Here is a 16,541-nt window from a genome sequence, read left to right on the forward strand (position 1 = left end):
CCATGGAGAAATATGCGTTTCGCATGCGGCTCAATCCCGGCTGCGCGGCCGAATATAAGGCGCGGCACGATGCGATCTGGCCGGAGCTTTCGGCGCTTTTGAAGGAGGCCGGCGTCTCCGATTATTCCATCCATCTCGACGAGGAGACGAATCTGCTCTTCGGCGTGCTCTGGCGGCGCGACAACCACACGATGGCGGACCTGCCGAACCATCCCGTCATGAAGCGCTGGTGGGCGCATATGGCCGATATCATGCAGACGAAGCCGGACAATGAGCCCGTCGCCGTGCCGCTCGTCACCGTCTTCCATATGGATTGAGCCGATGAAGACCATTGCCGTTGTCGATATCGGCAAGACGAATGCCAAGGTCGTGCTGGTCGATGGCGAGACTTTTCGCGAGGTCGCCGCCCGCACCATGCCGAATGGCGTGGTCAACGCCGCGCCCTATCCGCATTTCGACACGGAAAAGCTTTGGGCCTTCATCGTCGAAAGCCTTGCCGCGCTGAACCGAGAGCGCCCGATCGACGCTATCTCCGTCACGACGCACGGTGCGACCGCAGCCCTGGTCGGAGAGGATGGCAACCTTGTCCTGCCCGTCTTGGACTACGAGCATGAAGGCCCGCAGGAGGCTGCGGAGGCCTATCGAAAGATCCGTCCGTCCTTCGCGGAGAGCGGGACGCCGATCATGCCTATGGGCCTCAATGCCGGCTTGCAGATTTACTGGCAGTCAAAGCGTTTTCCAGAAGCCTTCGCCAGAACGCGCCACATCCTGATGTATGCACAATACTGGTCTTTCCGTCTGACCGGCGTCGCCGCCAGCGAAGTGACCTCTCTTGGCTGCCATGCCGATCTCTGGGAACCGCGCAACGGCCGCTTCTCCAGTCTTGTGAAAGACGAGGGCTGGACGGGCCTGATGCCGCCGGCGCGCAAGGCAGGCGATACGCTCGGGCAGATCCTAACCGAAATCGCGGCGGCGACGGGGCTCAGACCCGACGTGTCCGTCCATTGCGGCATCCACGATTCCAACGCCTCGCTGCTGCCCTACGTGCTGACGCGAAAGGCGCCCTATGCGGTCGTCTCTACCGGCACCTGGGTCGTGGTCATGGCGATCGGCGCACGGCCCGTCGTGTTGGACGAGGCGCGCGATACGCTCATCAACGTTAACGCGCTCGGCGATCCCGTGCCGTCCTCCCGCTTCATGGGCGGCCGTGCCTTTTCGACGCTCGGCGGCAAGTCCGGCGACCTGCCGACCGCCGCCATTGCGTCCGTGCTGGAGCGTGGCGCGATGCTGCTGCCGTCGATGCCGGAGGAGTCGGGACCCTATCCCGGGCAAAAGGCGCGCTGGACCTTTGCGCGCGAAGCCTTGAGCGAAGGCGAGGCGCAGGCCGTGATTGCCTTCCACCTCGCGCTGATGACGACGACCTGCCTCGATCTCATCGGTGCCGATGGCCCCGTCATCGTCGAGGGACCGTTTGCGGCCAACAGGGCCTTCCTGATGATGCTGGGAGCGGCGACGGGCCGGGACGTGCTGGCCGGTGGCAGCGCGACGGGCACGAGCATCGGCGCCGCCTGCCTTGCAGCGGGACGCGCACCGGAGCCGGCGCTGGTTTCGGTGACGCAAGATCTGCCGCCAGGCGCGGCCGGCTATGCGGCGTGCTGGCGCGCGCTCGCCGACGAGGCGTGAGGATGTTTGCTGGCGGGTTTTAGAAAACCCGGGCCTTGGCCGGGGCGCGGCCGGCGTCGATATCGAGAAGAAGCGTGATGGCGGCCAACGTTACCGCTGCAATCACCGTGGCGCCCAATGCCAGAACAATCATTGTCCGTTCCCCCTGACATCATTGTCAGTACATAGAGACACCCTACGCGCGCGAGCTTGCGTGTGCCTGACGTTAAGGCGGTATGTTTAATTTTAGCGATCCCCGAAGCAAGCCATAAAGCATTAACCTTCAGGCAAGGAATTAACCATAAACATGGTTCTACACGTCGGAATGGGAAATTCGCCATTTCTCACCCAGGCATGATGCCGACCCGCCGTACCGGACCAAAGCCGGTATTCGAGTTTCACAGAATTTGATCATGGATCGACGGGTGCCCCGTGCTTTGAGAGCACGTTTGGTTTGCAACCTTTCCGCCATGCGAGAATTCGGTCGGTTCGCTCACAAGCGCAACCGGGCATCGTTGGTTTGGGAGCATACTGGTGCAGGAAATGCCGTCAGAAAACGCTCGAACGGGACAGGCAGCCAGCCTGCGCGACCGTTTGCGCTTTGCCGGCGTCGAAGCAGCCCAGGGCGAAACGCTCCGCCGCCACCGCCAGACGCTCGAACGGCATGTCGAAACGGCCCTTCGCGATCTCTTCCAGCGCTTCCAGACTTTTCCCGATGCCGCCCGCCATTTCCAGAGCGAGCGGCAGATCGACCGCCTGCACGACCTCCAGAGCTCCCACTGGAGCGTCCTGACCGACGCGCGTTTCGACGGCCTCTATGCCGAGCGGGTGAAAGTCCTCTCCGACAGCGAAAGCCAGATGGGCCTCGACCCGCGCTGGCGCATTGCCGGCCATTCGGTCGTTCTCGAAACGGTCGTCTCCGGCCTGATCGAGGAATACTGGCCGAAATCCATCCTGCCCGGCGCCGGCAAGGCCCGCCGCAAGGAACTGACCGAACTCGTCTCCGCCTTCATCCGCACCGCCATGGTCGATGCGGAAATCGGCGTTTCGCTGCGCTTCAACGAACTGCGTCACGCTCATGGAAGGGCGCTCACCGAACAGCGTCGCGAAGATCGCGCCGAACTCGACCGCGTCTTCGGCGAAACGATCCGCAGCCTCTCGACCCTCGATTTTTCTGCCCGCGTTTCCGGCGAGATGCCCGAGGCGTGGCGTGACATGGCCGATACGCTGAACGGCGCGCTGGACGAGATCCAAAAGCACCTGGTTTCCGCCGGAGACCGTGCCACGGAAAGCGTCCGCCTCGTCGGCGCGCTTGCTTCCGGGGCAGGCAGCCTTTCGGCCCGTTCGGCCGAGCAATCGGCAAGCCTCATCGAAACAGCCAACGCGCTCGGTGCCATTGTCGGGCGCGTGCGCCAGACGCTTGACGAGACCCGCAAGGCCCAGTCCGCTGCGCTCGCAACGCAGGATTCGGTGACGCGGAGCGGCAATATCGTCGGCGAGGCCATGTCGGCGATGGCCGATATTGAGGCGTCGGCGGAAAAGATCGGCCAGATCATCGGCGTCATCGACGAGATCGCCTTCCAGACCAACCTCCTGGCGCTAAACGCCGGCATCGAGGCGGCCCGCGCCGGCGACAGTGGTCGCGGCTTCGCCGTCGTCGCGCAGGAAGTGCGCGCGCTCGCCCAGCGCTCTGCGGACGCGGCGCGCGAGATCAAGCAGCTCGTCACCAGCACCAAGTCACAGGTCGAGACCGGCGTCGAGCATGTACACCGCACGCAGGATGCGATCGGCAACATCGTGCGCCAGGTCGAGGGTATCAATGACGCGATCACCGGCATCGTGCGTGAGAGCGCCGTTGATGCCGAAGGGCTCGACGGCGTCACGGCCGAGATCGGCCGCACCAGCCGCGCGCTGGAGGCCGATGCATCGGATGCCGGCCGCATCGGTTCCGAAGGTCAGGACCTTCACACTGTCATCCTCGAACTCGGCCGTACGATCCGCGAATTCCGCGTTTCGGCACAGCGCGATGCCCGCCCGGTCCGCCCGGCCCCGGTCACGGCGCCCGCCGCTGTAGAGCCCATGGCGGCGGATGCCGCTCCCCTCGACTTCCTGACGGCGCGGGCCGTTGGCTTTGGAGGGTGAGATGGCGAAGCGGCAACCCAGACACTGGTTCTCCACGACGCGCAGCCTCGCCTCGGAAGACGGCCTGCCGCCCGCGCCGAACGGGGGAACGATGACCTCAGACAGACGCAGCCCCAGAAACTGGCTCACACAAGGAACCCGGTAATGGCGAGCAAGAAAGCCGCTCAGAAAAGTTTAAGCCTTGCCCCCGTGCTCGATCTCAACGAGGCGACGGCGCTGCACCAGCAGCTCATGGGCCTCAAGGGCAATCCGCTCGTCATCGACGCCTCAGCGGTCGAGCGGGTCGGCGCGCTCTGTGTCCAGGTTCTGATGGCCGGCGCCAAGAGCTGGGAGGAGGAAGGCAAGCCTTTCACCTTCGGCAAGGTTTCCGATCCTTTCATGAAGACAATGCAACTTATTGGCGTGAATATTGATCACTTGCTGGCACAGGAGGCTGGGCAATGAAGAAAAAAGTTTTGACCGTGGATGATTCCAGAACGATCCGGAACATGCTTCTCGTGACCCTCAACAATGCGGGTTTCGAGACGATCCAGGCGGAAGACGGCGTTGAAGGCCTTGAAGTTCTCGAGAATGCCAATCCTGACGTCATCGTCACCGACATCAACATGCCGCGCCTCGACGGCTTCGGCTTCATTGAGGGCGTGCGCCGCAACGAGAAGTTTCGGGCCATCCCGATCCTCGTTCTGACCACCGAAAGCGATGCCGAGAAGAAGAACCGCGCCCGCCAGGCCGGTGCGACGGGCTGGATCGTCAAGCCCTTCGATCCGACCAAGCTGATCGACGCAATCGAGCGCGTAACCGCCTAATCCCTCAGCCAGGATTATTCCCGATGGATATGAACGAAATCAAAGAGATCTTTTTCCAGGAATGCGAGGAGCAGCTCGCCGAACTGGAATCCGGTCTCTTGAAGTTGAATGACGGGGATCGCGACCCGGAAACGGTCAACGCCGTGTTCCGTGCCGTGCATTCGATCAAAGGCGGTGCCGGTGCATTCGGCCTCGATGACCTCGTCTCCTTCGCCCACGTGTTCGAGACGACACTGGATTGCGTTCGATCCAACAAGCTGGAGCCGACCCAGGATGTCCTGAAGGTCATGCTCAAGTCGGCCGACGTCTTGGCCGACCTGACAAATGCGGCACGCGACGGCGGAAGCGTCGACGAAGCGCGCAGCCGCACCCTGATCCGCGAACTTGAGGCGCTCGCCCATGGCGAGGTTCCGGCCGCGGCCGAAGCCCCGGCCCCGAAGCCCGCAGCCGCAGCTCCCAAGGCGGCCGCCCCGGCGCCGGTCGTGGTTGAAAAGCCTGCCGTGAACGACGAAGGCTTCCAGCCCATTCCCTTCTCCTTCGGTGATTTCGACGACGAGCCGGCAACTCATTACGTGCCGACCGTCCAGATCGCCTTCAAGCCGAAGAAAGACCTCTACGCCAAGGGCAATGAAGCGGTTCTCCTGCTGCGCGACGTCTCCCGCCTCGGCGAGATGAGCGTCTACTGTGACATGGATGCCCTGCCGACGCTCGACAAGATGAACCCGGAGGAAGCCTATTTCTCCTGGAAGATCTCGGTCACCACCGAAAAGGGCGAGGACGGCGTGCGCTCCGTCTTCGAATTCGCCGAGTGGGATTGCGATCTCGATATCCAGACCATCGAGGAAGACGTCGTCGGCGAGGTGACGGAAAACGAAGAGCAGCCGATGCAGCCGGTGCCCTTCGACCTATCGATGCTCGATGAAGGCGCGTCCGTTGCCAGCGACGAGCCGGCTGTTATGGAAAGCGACGCGGCCGCCGCCGTCGCCGCTGCCGAAACCGCCACCAAGGTCGCGCAGGCCGCGAGCCGCGCTGCCGACAATAAAGCGGCCTCCGCTGCTGCCTCAGCCGCAAGTGCTGCCCAGGCCAACCAGGCCGCTGCCGCAGGCCAGACGATCCGCGTCGACCTCGACCGCGTCGACCGCCTGATCAACCTCGTAGGCGAACTCGTGATCAACCAGGCGATGCTCTCGCAGAGCGTCGTCGAGAATGACACCAACGGCACATCCTCGATCAATATGGGTCTCGAGGAGCTCCAGCAGCTCACCCGCGAGATCCAGGATTCGGTCATGGCCATCCGCGCGCAGCCGGTAAAGCCCGTCTTCCAGCGCATGGCCCGTACCGTCCGCGAAATCGCCGATATCACCGGCAAGTCGGTCCGCCTCATCACCGAGGGCGAAAACACCGAAGTCGACAAGACGGTCATCGACAAGCTCGCCGAACCGCTGACTCATATGATCCGAAACGCGGTGGACCATGGCCTCGAAATGCCGGAGAAGCGTGAAGCCCTCGGCAAGAACCCAGAAGGCACGGTTCGCCTGACGGCGAAGCATCGTTCGGGCCGTATCGTCATCGAACTGGCCGACGACGGCGCCGGTATCAACCGCGAGAAGGTGCGCCAGAAGGCTATCGACAATGACCTGATCGCGGCCGACGCCAACCTGTCGGACGAGGAAATAGACAACCTGATCTTCCATGCCGGCTTCTCGACCGCCGACAAGGTTTCGGACCTGTCCGGCCGCGGGGTGGGCATGGACGTCGTCAAGCGCTCGATCCAGGCGCTCGGCGGCCGCATCTCGATCTCCTCGAAGCCCGGCCAGGGCTCCGTCTTCACCATGAGCCTGCCGCTGACGCTCGCCGTTCTCGACGGCATGGTGGTCACGGTCGCCGGTCAGACGCTCGTCGTGCCGCTGACGGCCATTGTCGAGACGCTGCAGCCGGAAGCCTCCGCCATTCACTCCTTCGGCGCTTCGCAGCGGCTCATTTCGATCCGCAATTCGTTCTGCCCGCTGGTGGATGTCGGCCGGATTCTCAATTTCCGCGCCACGCAGGCCAATCCGATCGAGGGTGTCGCCCTCCTCGTCGAATCGGAAGGCGGCGGCCAGCGTGCCCTTATGGTCGATGCAATCCAGGGTCAGCGTCAGGTCGTGATCAAGAGCCTGGAAGCAAACTATACCCACGTACCGGGAATCGCTGCCGCGACCATTCTCGGCGACGGCCGCGTGGCACTCATCCTGGACGTCGATGCGGTGGTTGCCGCCTCGCGCGGCCAGTCCCTGAAACAAGACGTCTCGCTTGCTGCCACGGGTTGATTATCCAATGTCGTACGCGGTCAACAATCACAGTCACGGACGCGAACTGATCGCCTTCAGGATCGGCGATCAGGAGTTCTGCGTGAACATCATGTCGGTCCGGGAGATCCGCGGCTGGACGCCGGCCACGTCGATGCCGCATGCGCCGCCTTACGTGCTCGGCATCATCAACCTGCGCGGCGCCGTGCTGCCGATCGTTGACCTGTCGCTCCGGCTCGGTATGAAGCCGGCCGAGCCGACGGTGCGCCATGTCATCATCGTCGCCCAGGTCGGGCCGAAGGTGGTCGGCCTGCTTGTCGACGCGGTGTCCGACATCCTGACCGTGACCGACGACAACATGCAACCGACGCCCGACATCGCCAATGAAGTGGCAAAGGCCTATGCCCGCGGTATCTTCGCCCTCGAAGGGCGGATGATCTGCAATATCGAACTCGATGCCCTGTTCCCGCATTCGGAAAGCGAAGCTGCATGACCCATCCGGCCTTCGATAGCAGACAGTCTCCGGACGAGTGCCTTGCCAGCGGCGAATACCCGCTGACCCGCAGGGACCTCTCCGAGATTGCGGCCATGATCTACGCCGATGCCGGAATCTATCTCAACGAGACCAAGGCCTCGCTGGTCTATTCGCGCCTATCGAAACATATCCGCCAGCTCGGCCTGAAGGGTTTTCGCGAATATTGCGCGCTCGTCTCGTCGCCCGCCGGCGCCGGCCCCCGCAAGGAGATGCTGTCGCATCTGACGACGAATTTCACGCGCTTCTTCCGCGAAAACCATCACTTCGACCACTTGAAGAGCGACGTTCTACCGGACCTTCTGGCGCGTGCCCGCAACGGCGGCCGCGTGCGCATCTGGTCGGCCGCCTGTTCGGACGGACAGGAGCCCTATTCGATCGCGCTCACCGTGCTCTCGATGATGCCGAATGTCGCGGACTACGATTTCCGTATCCTGGCGACCGACATCGACCCGAAGATCCTGGCAATCGCCCGCGCCGGCGCCTATGACGCCAACGCGCTCGAGACCGTCAATCCGGCGATGCGCAAGCAGTTTTTCCGCGAGGTCGACGCCGGTGGCGGCCGTCAGAAGTGGCAGGTCGACGACCGGGTGAAGAAGCTCATCACCTATAACGAACTGAACCTGATGGCCCAGTGGCCGTTCAAGGGCCCGTTTGACGTTATCTTCTGCCGCAACGTCGTCATCTATTTCGACGAGCCGACGCAGATGAAGATCTGGTCGCGTTTCGCCGGCATGCTCGGCGATAACGGTCATCTCTACATCGGTCATTCCGAGCGCGTCTCGGGCGAGGCGAAGAACCAGTTCGACAATATCGGCATTACGACCTACCGCTACACCGGCAAGTATAGGAGGGGCGCATAATGGCACCGGCGCGCGTACTCGTCGTCGACGATTCTCCGACCATGCGCGGCCTGATCACGGCCGTGCTCAATTCCGATCCCGACGTCAACGTCATCGGCCAGGCCGGCGACGCCATGGAAGCCCGCAACGCGATCAAGCAGCTCAATCCCGACGTCGTGACGCTGGATATCGAGATGCCGAACATGAACGGGCTCGAATTCCTCGACAAGATCATGAAGCTCCGGCCCATGCCGGTCATTATGGTCTCGACGCTCACCCATCGCGGCGCCGAGGCCTCGCTGATGGCGCTGGAAATCGGCGCCTTCGATTGTGTCGGCAAGCCGCAGCCGGGGGATGCCCGCCCGTTCGGCGATCTCGCCGAAAAGGTGAAGGCGGCCGCCCGTTCGCAGCGGCGCTTCCAGGCCGAGCCGCCCCCGCTGGCGCCGACATCGGCCAATGTCAACCCGGCTGCCGCCTACCGGCCCGGCCGCCGCGTCGTCGCCATCGGCTCGTCGACGGGTGGTGTCGAGGCACTGATCGCGGTATTGCAGAAATTCCCGGTCAACTGCCCGCCGACCGTCATCACCCAGCATATGCCGCCGACCTTTACCAAGAGCTTCGCCGAGCGGCTGAACCGTCTCTGCGCGCCGGTGGTGCAGGAGGCGACGGATGGTGCGCGGCTCGAGATCGGCAAGATCTATCTTGCACCGGGCGGCGACCGCCATCTCCAGATCGTCAACCCACATGCGCCGTCCTGCCGCTTGCTCGAACGCGACCCGGTCAACGGGCACCGTCCGTCGGTGGATGTGCTGTTCGACTCGGTGGCGGAGCTTGCCGGCCGCAACGCCGTCGGCGTCATCCTGACCGGCATGGGTCGGGACGGTGCGAGCGGTCTTCTGAAAATGCGCCATGCAGGGGCGCGGACCATCGGTCAGAACGAAAAAACCTGCGTCGTATATGGAATGCCGAGAGTGGCTTTCGAATTGGGTGCAGTCGAACACCAGTTTCCGCTCTCCTCCATTGGGGAGGAAATCTTGAAAATCACTGCGGCCCGTAGAGAAGGGAGCGAATAATGTCTATCGCTGAAAAAATCAAAGTCCTCATCGTCGATGATCAGGTGACCAGTCGCCTGTTGCTGGGTGATGCCCTGCAGCAGCTTGGCTTTAAGCAGATCACGGCGGCCGGTGACGGTGCACAGGGCATGGCCATCATGTCCCAGCAGCCGCATCATCTTGTCATCTCCGACTTTAACATGCCGAAGATGGACGGGATTGAATTCCTCCAGGCGGTGCGGTCGAACCCGACCACCAAGAAGGCGGCCTTCATCATCCTTACCGCACAGGGCGACCGTGCGCTGGTACAGAAGGCCGCCGCACTCGGTGCCAACAACGTCCTCGCCAAGCCCTTCACTATTGAAAAAATGAAGGCGGCCATCGAAGCCGTGTTCGGGGCTTTGAAATGATCACAGATGCCGGGACGCGCCGCGTCCATGTCATTCAGGGCGAATATAAGGTCATCAACGACCCGAATGTGGTGCTGACCACCATTCTCGGATCGTGTGTGGCCGCCTGCATGCGTGACCCGGTCATCGGCGTCGGCGGCATGAATCACTTTCTGCTGCCGGGCTCCGCGGAGGCTCTGGCCTCGGGGGGCGACGCCACACGCTACGGCGTGCATCTGATGGAACTGCTGATAAACGGCCTTCTGAAGCAGGGCGCGCGGCGCGACCGGCTGGAGGCCAAGATCTTCGGCGGCGCGCGCACCATCGCCCGCTTCTCGAATGTCGGCGAGCAGAATGCCCTCTTCGCCCGCCAGTTCCTGATGGACGAAGGCATCAAGGTCGTCGGCGAAAGCACGGGGGGCGAGCATGGGCGCAAGCTGGAATACTGGCCATCGAGCGGTCGGGCCCGGCAATATGCGCTGACGGGCGTCGAGACCCAGAAGACGGTGGCGCTGGAACAGCGGCCCGCACCTGTCGCAAAGCCCGTCGAAAGCTCGATCGAATTCTTCTGAGCGGCGGTTTCGCCGCCTGGAAGCAAAAGTACGAACAGTATTGCGTTGCCGGTCCATCATCCGCCGGCTCGTACAAAAAAGGGTCACCCATGCAAGCCGAGTATCTGAGTGCCGCGAATGCCATGGAGGAAGCCCTTCCGGATGTGCTGATGCGCATCGTGTCCGAACTGCACGATGTCGCCTATCTCATCGAGCGTATCGAGCCGCAGCTCGCGGCCATTCATGGTGATGTGCCCGAACATGCCTTCGAGCGCATGATGGTTCTGCAAGGCATCGACCTTGCGGTCCAGAAAACGCGTGGGCTCGCCGAATTCATCGACACCATCACTGCGAGCATCCCGGATAGCTGCATCGTCGACATCACGACGGCGCTGAACCTGGTGAAGCTTGCCGACATGCAGAAAGCGCTGAGTAACGGTGTACGCCACGGCCATTCGCAGCCGCTCGGCAAGGCGGCTGGTGATTTCGAAGCTTTCTGATTGATCTGAAACAACAATCCATCATGAAGACGGCGCCCTCGCGGTGCCGTTCTTCGTTTGAACGCCCGTTTGGCACGCATGGTCACGCCATGCTCGCGCAAGTTTCGCCGTCTAGGCTCCAGGCCGGATCAGTTAGGTCCGCGTATTCCATGGGGCAGATCGGTGCGTGCGGAAATGTGCCGGCTCCGTCCCACGAAATTGAAAATGCGTCTTGCAAGTGCCGGCATGTAGCCAGGTGGTGAGGCGCCAAGTCCGTGCGGGAACAGAATGAATCTGTTGGAACAGTTGACGAAAGTCTACAAGAACCTGGCTTCGCTGGGGCAGGCGAAGCTTGCGATGTTGGCCGGTGCCGCCATCGTTTCGGTCGGCCTCGTGCTCGCGGCCGGGATCATGGTGAACAAACCCGCCTACGAGACACTCTATGTCGGACTGGAAAAGTCCGACGTGAACCAGATCAGCCTGGCGCTCGCTGAAGCCAACATCGATTTCAACACCGGAACCGCGGGCGACAGTATCGAAGTGCCCGTCGGCCAGACCGGCAAGGCGCGCCTCTATCTCGCCGAACGCGGCCTGCCGAGCAGCGCCAATGCCGGCTACGAGCTCTTCGACAAGGTCGGCTCGCTCGGCCTCACCTCCTTCATGCAGGAAGTGACGCGTGTGCGCGCCCTTGAAGGCGAAATCGCCCGCACCATCCAGCAGATCTCCGGCATCGCCGCAGCCCGCGTCCATATCGTGATGCCGGAGCGCGGCAATTTCCGCAAAGCCGAACAGGTGCCGACCGCTTCCGTCATGATCCGCGCCAGCGCGCAGGCCGGCCGTGAATCCGCCGCCGCCATCCGCCATCTCGTTGCCGCCTCCGTTCCGGGCCTGGAAGTGGACGGCGTGACGATCCTCGATTCCGCCGGACAGCTTCTCGCCTCGGGCGACGACGAGGAAAACGGCGCGGTGAACCGCTCGCTGACCGCCGTCCAGACCATCCAGGGCGAAGTCGAACGCAATATCGAAAAGGCGCTCGCGCCCTTCCTCGGCATGGACAATTTCCGCGCCAGCGTCACTGCCTCGCTCAACACCGATTCTCAGCAGATCCAGGAAACCGTTTACGATCCGGAATCGCGCGTCGAGCGCTCGGTCCGCGTAACGCGGGAAACGCAGAAGTCACAGCAGCAGGCTGACAACAAGGCCGCGACGGTCGAGCAGAACATTCCGCAGGGCGGCCCCCAGGGCAAGGCCGACGGCCAGAAGTCCAGCGATGAGGCGGACAAGAAGGAAGAGCAGACCAACTACGAGATCAACAGCAAGACCGTCGCCACCACGCGCAACGGCTTTGCGGTTGAGAAGCTCTCTGTCGCCGTCGTCGTCAACCGTGCCCGCGTCGCGGCGATGGTCGGCGAGCCGGCGGACCAGGCGAAGATCGACGCCTATATCGCCGATATGCAGAAGATCGTCTCCTCGGCGGCCGGCCTCAATACCGAGCGCGGCGATGTCGTCACGATCAATGCAATGGAATTCCTTGATCATCAGCTGCTTAATGAAGCGGTGCCGGGCCCGGGAATCACCGAAACCCTGACGCGCAATCTCGGTGGCATCATCAATGCGCTCGCCTTCCTCGGTGTGGCGGTGGTGGTGGTCTGGTTCGGTCTGCGTCCGGCAGTCCGCTCGATCACCGGTGGTGGCGCGGCTGCGGGCAATGCGCTGGAAAGTGACGCGGCCGGCCTTGAACTGCCCGACTTCTCCCCTGCTGCGGGTGGTATCGGCGGCCCTGGTGCGACGCTCATGGATGGCTTCGGCGCTGACTTCGGCTTCGACAGCACGGATGACCTGCTCAATGCTGGCGACGACAGCGATGGGGCCTTCAACCGCCGCGTCAAGGAAGGCCCGGAGCGCCGCCTCAGCCGCATGGTCGAAATCAGCGAAGAACGCGCTGCCAAGATCCTGCGCAAGTGGTCCATCGAAAAAGAAGCGGCCTGAGGGCTTCCGGGAAAGAAAATCAAGACGCGGCCGGCAATGGTCGCGTCTTTCGTTTGAGGATTTGGCGCTTTGCAGTTTTCGAAGCTGATGTCGCATTTCGGCAACGCTCACCCTACGTATTCGAGCATTTTTTTCGCCGTTGGACTCGCCTAAAGGCCGAAGCGGATTCGACGAAGTCAGCCGCGAAAATTTTTTTTCGGCCCGGCGGGTTGTGAAAGCCCGGGTTGCGCTGCAATCCAGAATCGAGTGAGCGGCCGCTTTTTTCGAGAAGCGTAATGAAGTCCTTCAAATATTGTATAGTTAACAGTATCTTAAGCGGTCTGTCGTCGCCAGTTCCGTTCTCTGCAGGCAAGGCAAATCACCTTGATTGCGGCGACTCATAGAAGCCGCCAAAAGTAAATCCCGAGAAGGGGGCGATGGTTTTTAGCGGTGGTCGATGTACACTTTAGTTACTGATTCGCTTGGTGATTCTTGCCGATGCGGCCTGATCGGAAGGAGTTCGGACGGTTCCGAATTGCTGACGGGAAGGAGGCGAGAATTCTCCGTTCGGAATCGGAACAGGGGGCTATCATGGAAACGATCCGGTCGGATGTCGCGGCCTGGGAATCCTATGGATTCTCCGCCGAGTCTGGTGAGCGTAAGAGTGCGCGTGAGCTTCTGGTTCAACATCTCGGACGCTGTGCGGATCGGGCCGGCCTGTCCCAGGGATTGCGGGCGCTGACCGATTACGTCAGTGCCTCCCATTATCTTCTTGTTCGTCACGACGTATCACCCGAAGCCGGACTGGAAGCCGTCGTCGCTTCGGACTGGCCCTTCGACATGGTGCGCACCATTGCCGGTGCCATCATCGCCAGTCAGTCGCGCATGAGCGAGCTGGACAAGTGCCTGAACCTTCTTAAACCCTGCTTTGCACATCTGAGCGATGAGATCGCTGTACCCTCGGGCGTGAGCCGCGAATATTGCACCATCGCCTTTCATGTCGGGCGCGTGCGCATGTCGCTCGTGCTGCTCTTCCCGGAGCACTTCATTCTCTCGCAGAGCAAGCTGCGCGATGTCGGTGTCATGACCGGCTATTTCGCCAGCGTCTGCTGCCGGGGCGCGATCCTCCGGCAGGACCGCGAGATGGACCTGACCGAGCGCGAAATCGAATGCCTCTACTGGATTGCCGAAGGCAAGACGAGCGATGAGATCGCCGTCATCCTCGGTATATCCCGCAACACGATCAACAATTACATCACCAGCGTGATGCGCAAGACCGCAACGAAAACGCGGTCCGAAGCAATCGCCTGGGCCGTTCGCAACAGCCTGGTCTAAAGCGATTCCAGCAAAGTGTGCCGCGGTTTGCGTTTGGAATTGCGCACAACAGCAGACAGGAGAACGCCATGGGTATCCAGCTTTCCGCCCCCGCTGCCCTGGAAACAGAAGTCAGGCTCGCGCGGCCGCCGAAAGCGGCGCGGGCATCTGATTTCGTTTCCCGCCTGCAGGTCATGCAGACCATTCTCGGCGCTGAACATTTCGCGGTGCTGCGAGTTGCCGGCCATGGCCTGCCTTCGGCCCGCAAGCTGACGCTGTCGCTGCACAACTGGGCAAATGATGTCGATGGCAATGCGCGCGCGGTGATCGAGGCCTATGGCCTGACGATGCTTGCTCATCTCGAAGCGTCCATGCTGCCGCTGATCTGGGAAGGGGCGGGGGACAACCAGTTCGTCGAACCCGGCGCGGAGCCCTTCACTGCGCGTCTTCCGGCCTATCTTCTGCCCTGGTCGGGCATCGCCTTTCCGGTCCGCCTCGGGACGCACGGCAACGGCTATGTCATCTTCACCGGCGCCTTCATCGCGCCCTCGAGCGACCTCATCGTCGACCTGCATATGAAGAGTTGCCAGATCCTGATCGACATGCTGGCGGTCGATGAAAAGAAGCTTATGCCCTCCGAGGCGCTGAGCGAACGCGAGATTGCCTGCCTGCAGATGGCCGGCGACGGCTGCATCTCCGAAGCCATCGCGGAAAAAATGGGCCTCTCGGTGCATACGGTGAATGCCTATCTCGGCACGGCGACAACCAAGCTCGATGCCGTCAACCGCATCCAGGCCATCGCCAAGGCCATCCGCCTTGGATATATCACCTGACAAAAAGAAAACGGCCAAGCATTGCGTGGCCGTTTCGTTTTGCGCCCGGTCGCAGGCCTCAGTGGGCGTGCTGTGAGGCCGCGGGACTGGATTTCACATAGCGCGATTCGGCAAGGCTCTTGCGCAGGAAAGCGGTGTTGTCGTCCGGATCGGGCGACGGATCGTTGAAGGCGACATGGGTGACTTCCACGCCGGCCGTGTCCTTCTGCAACAGCAGCTTGGCATAGACCGTCACGCCCTGCGGGCGGATCTCCATATCCAGCGTCACCTCCGGTTCCGTATCCCAGTCGAGGCGATAGTCGCCGCCGGCGCCGAAATTGATCGTGCCGGGCAGGAAATACAGCTCCGCAGCCGAAGAGACGAGGTCGGCCAGGTTCCCGTAGCACTCGAAACGCAACAGCGAGACGAGATCGGCAGCATCGAGCAGTCTGAGCTCAGTGGCGACCGGGCAGATTGCCTCTGCAACAATCTTCTCGCGCTCGGCGGAGTAGGTGCATTTTCTCATCGGATCTAGTTTACCCGTCTGGTCTGGGGCGAAGCTGCATAAACCCGGTGAATCAGCTCTGCCACGGCTTTGTAGAACACCGGTGGAATGACACTATCCACCGAGACTTGCGCAAACATTGAGCGTGCGAGCGGCGGATCTTCGAAAACGGGAATTCCGTTCTCTTCTGCGATTTCGCGGATCTTCAGTGCGACAAGGTCCTGCCCCTTGGCGACGACGACGGGCGCATCCCCCTCTTCGCGCACATAACGCAGGGCGACGGCGAAGTGAGTCGGGTTTGCGATGACGAGTGTGGCGCGCGGGACGGCGGTGATCATGCGGCGACGCGCGCGGTCGCGCTGGATCGAACGCATGCGCGCCTTGACGATCGGGTCGCCCTGAGACTGCTTCATTTCCTCCTTCACTTCCTGCTTTGTCATCATCAGTTCGGAGAACCAGTGATAGCGAGTCCAGGCAAAGTCGATGCCCGCGATGATCGCTGTGGCGAAGAGGATGATGAGCAGCACTTTGTTGATGTCAGACGTCATCAGGTAGATCAGCGTCGCCGGCTCGGAGAACATGGTGTCGAGCGAGGCAAAATAGTTGCCGCGCATGGCGATTCCGACGACCAGCGAGACGAGCATGATCTTGATCAGCGACTTGCCGAACTCGACCATGCCCTGCTTGCCGAACATGCGACCGAGGCCCGCGACCGGGCTGAGGCGCGATATCTGCGGGCGTACACGCTCCAGAACCGGGCTCGGCATGTTCTGGAACACGGAGGAGGCTATGCCGAAGATCATCATCATGGCGAGGATCGGAAGAAGCAACGCGCCGGCCTCCCAGCCGAGATGGCGGAAGATCGCGATGACGTCGGTGCCTGACTTGAGGTTCCAGGCCTCCGGCTGTTCGAAGAAGTCGCGCAGCGTCTCGTTCATGCGCGCCACGCCGTCCGGCAGGAAGAAGACGAGGAACAGATAGATCGCCAGCGTCGAGGCGAAGATGGTGATCTCGCGCGAGAAGGGCGTATTGCCCTTTTCCATCGCGTCCCTGATCTTTTTCTCTGACGGGAGTTCTGTTTTACTGTCTTTGTCTTCGTCCGACATGGCGCACCCCGCGGCTGGCAGAAGCAGCCAAAAGCAAACGGCCCGACACCCACTGCTGGAGAGTCGGGCCGCTGGATACGCTCCGCTTGCGGC

Annotated in this window: 17 protein-coding genes; 15 read left to right on the forward strand and 2 right to left on the reverse strand. The window is 62.1% G+C overall.

Annotated features, from left to right (window positions below; all coding sequences use genetic code 11):
- The first annotated feature begins 2 nt into the window (after positions 1-2).
- The 15 genes from rhaM to D0Y60_RS07105 all read left to right on the forward strand — a co-directional run bounded on the left by rhaM (position 3) and on the right by D0Y60_RS07105 (position 14,858).
- A complete protein-coding gene (gene rhaM, locus D0Y60_RS07035; RefSeq protein ID WP_117368137.1) occupies positions 3-317 on the forward strand; it encodes an L-rhamnose mutarotase in 315 nt (104 codons plus the stop codon).
- A gap of 4 nt (positions 318-321) precedes the next feature.
- Positions 322-1,683, forward strand: a complete 1,362-nt coding sequence (locus D0Y60_RS07040) for an FGGY-family carbohydrate kinase (RefSeq protein WP_117368139.1) — start codon at positions 322-324, stop codon at positions 1,681-1,683.
- A gap of 522 nt (positions 1,684-2,205) precedes the next feature.
- Positions 2,206-3,804, forward strand: a complete 1,599-nt coding sequence (locus tag D0Y60_RS07045; RefSeq protein WP_147324502.1) for a globin-coupled sensor protein — start codon at positions 2,206-2,208, stop codon at positions 3,802-3,804.
- 144 nt (positions 3,805-3,948) lie between these two features.
- On the forward strand, positions 3,949-4,248 hold the full coding sequence (locus D0Y60_RS07050; protein ID WP_117368141.1) for an STAS domain-containing protein: 300 nt from the start codon (positions 3,949-3,951) through the stop codon (positions 4,246-4,248).
- Positions 4,245-4,610: a chemotaxis response regulator CheY1 gene (gene cheY1 / locus D0Y60_RS07055; protein WP_117368143.1), complete on the forward strand. Its 366-nt coding sequence runs from the start codon at positions 4,245-4,247 to the stop codon at positions 4,608-4,610. The genes D0Y60_RS07050 and cheY1 overlap by 4 nt, the downstream gene beginning before the upstream one ends.
- Before the next feature lie 23 nt (positions 4,611-4,633).
- Positions 4,634-6,919 (forward strand): chemotaxis protein CheA, encoded by a 2,286-nt coding sequence (locus tag D0Y60_RS07060; protein ID WP_117368145.1) that lies wholly within the window; start codon positions 4,634-4,636, stop codon positions 6,917-6,919.
- A gap of 7 nt (positions 6,920-6,926) precedes the next feature.
- On the forward strand, positions 6,927-7,391 hold the full coding sequence (locus tag D0Y60_RS07065) for a chemotaxis protein CheW (protein WP_117368147.1): 465 nt from the start codon (positions 6,927-6,929) through the stop codon (positions 7,389-7,391).
- On the forward strand, positions 7,388-8,293 hold the full coding sequence (gene cheR, locus D0Y60_RS07070) for a protein-glutamate O-methyltransferase CheR (protein WP_117368149.1): 906 nt from the start codon (positions 7,388-7,390) through the stop codon (positions 8,291-8,293). Before D0Y60_RS07065 ends, cheR begins: the two co-directional genes overlap by 4 nt.
- Positions 8,290-9,345, forward strand: a complete 1,056-nt coding sequence (cheB, locus tag D0Y60_RS07075) for a protein-glutamate O-methylesterase CheB (RefSeq protein ID WP_117368151.1) — start codon at positions 8,290-8,292, stop codon at positions 9,343-9,345. The genes cheR and cheB overlap by 4 nt, the downstream gene beginning before the upstream one ends.
- Entirely contained in the window at positions 9,345-9,734 is a 390-nt protein-coding gene (locus tag D0Y60_RS07080) for a response regulator (protein WP_023514236.1), read from the forward strand. The genes cheB and D0Y60_RS07080 overlap by 1 nt, the downstream gene beginning before the upstream one ends.
- Entirely contained in the window at positions 9,731-10,285 is a 555-nt protein-coding gene (cheD, locus tag D0Y60_RS07085; protein ID WP_117368153.1) for a chemoreceptor glutamine deamidase CheD, read from the forward strand. The genes D0Y60_RS07080 and cheD overlap by 4 nt, the downstream gene beginning before the upstream one ends.
- An 89-nt stretch (positions 10,286-10,374) precedes the next feature.
- Positions 10,375-10,764 carry a hypothetical protein gene (locus tag D0Y60_RS07090; RefSeq protein WP_117368155.1) on the forward strand — a complete coding sequence of 130 codons (390 nt, stop codon included), beginning with the start codon at positions 10,375-10,377 and terminating at the stop codon, positions 10,762-10,764.
- A gap of 267 nt (positions 10,765-11,031) precedes the next feature.
- Positions 11,032-12,732, forward strand: a complete 1,701-nt coding sequence (gene fliF / locus D0Y60_RS07095) for a flagellar basal-body MS-ring/collar protein FliF (RefSeq protein WP_117368157.1) — start codon at positions 11,032-11,034, stop codon at positions 12,730-12,732.
- Between the two features lie 570 nt (positions 12,733-13,302).
- Entirely contained in the window at positions 13,303-14,046 is a 744-nt protein-coding gene (locus D0Y60_RS07100) for a LuxR C-terminal-related transcriptional regulator (RefSeq protein WP_117368159.1), read from the forward strand.
- A gap of 68 nt (positions 14,047-14,114) precedes the next feature.
- On the forward strand, positions 14,115-14,858 hold the full coding sequence (locus D0Y60_RS07105; RefSeq protein ID WP_117368160.1) for a helix-turn-helix transcriptional regulator: 744 nt from the start codon (positions 14,115-14,117) through the stop codon (positions 14,856-14,858).
- 58 nt (positions 14,859-14,916) lie between these two features.
- Here the strand turns inward: D0Y60_RS07105 and D0Y60_RS07110 are convergent, their stop codons facing one another.
- Positions 14,917-15,363, reverse strand: coding sequence for a hypothetical protein (locus D0Y60_RS07110; protein ID WP_117368162.1), 447 nt, complete (start codon positions 15,361-15,363; stop codon positions 14,917-14,919).
- A 5-nt stretch (positions 15,364-15,368) separates the two neighbouring features.
- A complete protein-coding gene (gene flhB / locus D0Y60_RS07115; RefSeq protein WP_117368164.1) occupies positions 15,369-16,448 on the reverse strand; it encodes a flagellar biosynthesis protein FlhB in 1,080 nt (359 codons plus the stop codon).
- Between the last annotated feature and the right edge of the window lie 93 nt (positions 16,449-16,541).

It is taken from the genome of Shinella sp. WSJ-2 (assembly GCF_003432075.1).
Classification (GTDB): domain Bacteria; phylum Pseudomonadota; class Alphaproteobacteria; order Rhizobiales; family Rhizobiaceae; genus Shinella.

What these genes read in the sequence shown, in the direction of transcription:
- D0Y60_RS07045 (WP_147324502.1), top strand. Translation starts at nt 2,206, where the DNA reads ATGCCGTCAGAAAACGCTCGAACGGGACAGGCAGCCAGCCTGCGCGAC.
- D0Y60_RS07050 (WP_117368141.1), top strand. Translation starts at nt 3,949, where the DNA reads ATGGCGAGCAAGAAAGCCGCTCAGAAAAGTTTAAGCCTTGCCCCCGTG.
- fliF (WP_117368157.1), top strand. Translation starts at nt 11,032, where the DNA reads ATGAATCTGTTGGAACAGTTGACGAAAGTCTACAAGAACCTGGCTTCG.
- D0Y60_RS07090 (WP_117368155.1), top strand. Translation starts at nt 10,375, where the DNA reads ATGCAAGCCGAGTATCTGAGTGCCGCGAATGCCATGGAGGAAGCCCTT.
- D0Y60_RS07060 (WP_117368145.1), top strand. Translation starts at nt 4,634, where the DNA reads ATGGATATGAACGAAATCAAAGAGATCTTTTTCCAGGAATGCGAGGAG.
- cheD (WP_117368153.1), top strand. Translation starts at nt 9,731, where the DNA reads ATGATCACAGATGCCGGGACGCGCCGCGTCCATGTCATTCAGGGCGAA.
- D0Y60_RS07065 (WP_117368147.1), top strand. Translation starts at nt 6,927, where the DNA reads ATGTCGTACGCGGTCAACAATCACAGTCACGGACGCGAACTGATCGCC.
- cheR (WP_117368149.1), top strand. Translation starts at nt 7,388, where the DNA reads ATGACCCATCCGGCCTTCGATAGCAGACAGTCTCCGGACGAGTGCCTT.
- D0Y60_RS07105 (WP_117368160.1), top strand. Translation starts at nt 14,115, where the DNA reads ATGGGTATCCAGCTTTCCGCCCCCGCTGCCCTGGAAACAGAAGTCAGG.
- D0Y60_RS07080 (WP_023514236.1), top strand. Translation starts at nt 9,345, where the DNA reads ATGTCTATCGCTGAAAAAATCAAAGTCCTCATCGTCGATGATCAGGTG.
- D0Y60_RS07110 (WP_117368162.1), bottom strand. Translation starts at nt 15,363, where the DNA reads ATGAGAAAATGCACCTACTCCGCCGAGCGCGAGAAGATTGTTGCAGAG.
- cheY1 (WP_117368143.1), top strand. Translation starts at nt 4,245, where the DNA reads ATGAAGAAAAAAGTTTTGACCGTGGATGATTCCAGAACGATCCGGAAC.
- flhB (WP_117368164.1), bottom strand. Translation starts at nt 16,448, where the DNA reads ATGTCGGACGAAGACAAAGACAGTAAAACAGAACTCCCGTCAGAGAAA.
- D0Y60_RS07040 (WP_117368139.1), top strand. Translation starts at nt 322, where the DNA reads ATGAAGACCATTGCCGTTGTCGATATCGGCAAGACGAATGCCAAGGTC.
- rhaM (WP_117368137.1), top strand. Translation starts at nt 3, where the DNA reads ATGGAGAAATATGCGTTTCGCATGCGGCTCAATCCCGGCTGCGCGGCC.
- D0Y60_RS07100 (WP_117368159.1), top strand. Translation starts at nt 13,303, where the DNA reads ATGGAAACGATCCGGTCGGATGTCGCGGCCTGGGAATCCTATGGATTC.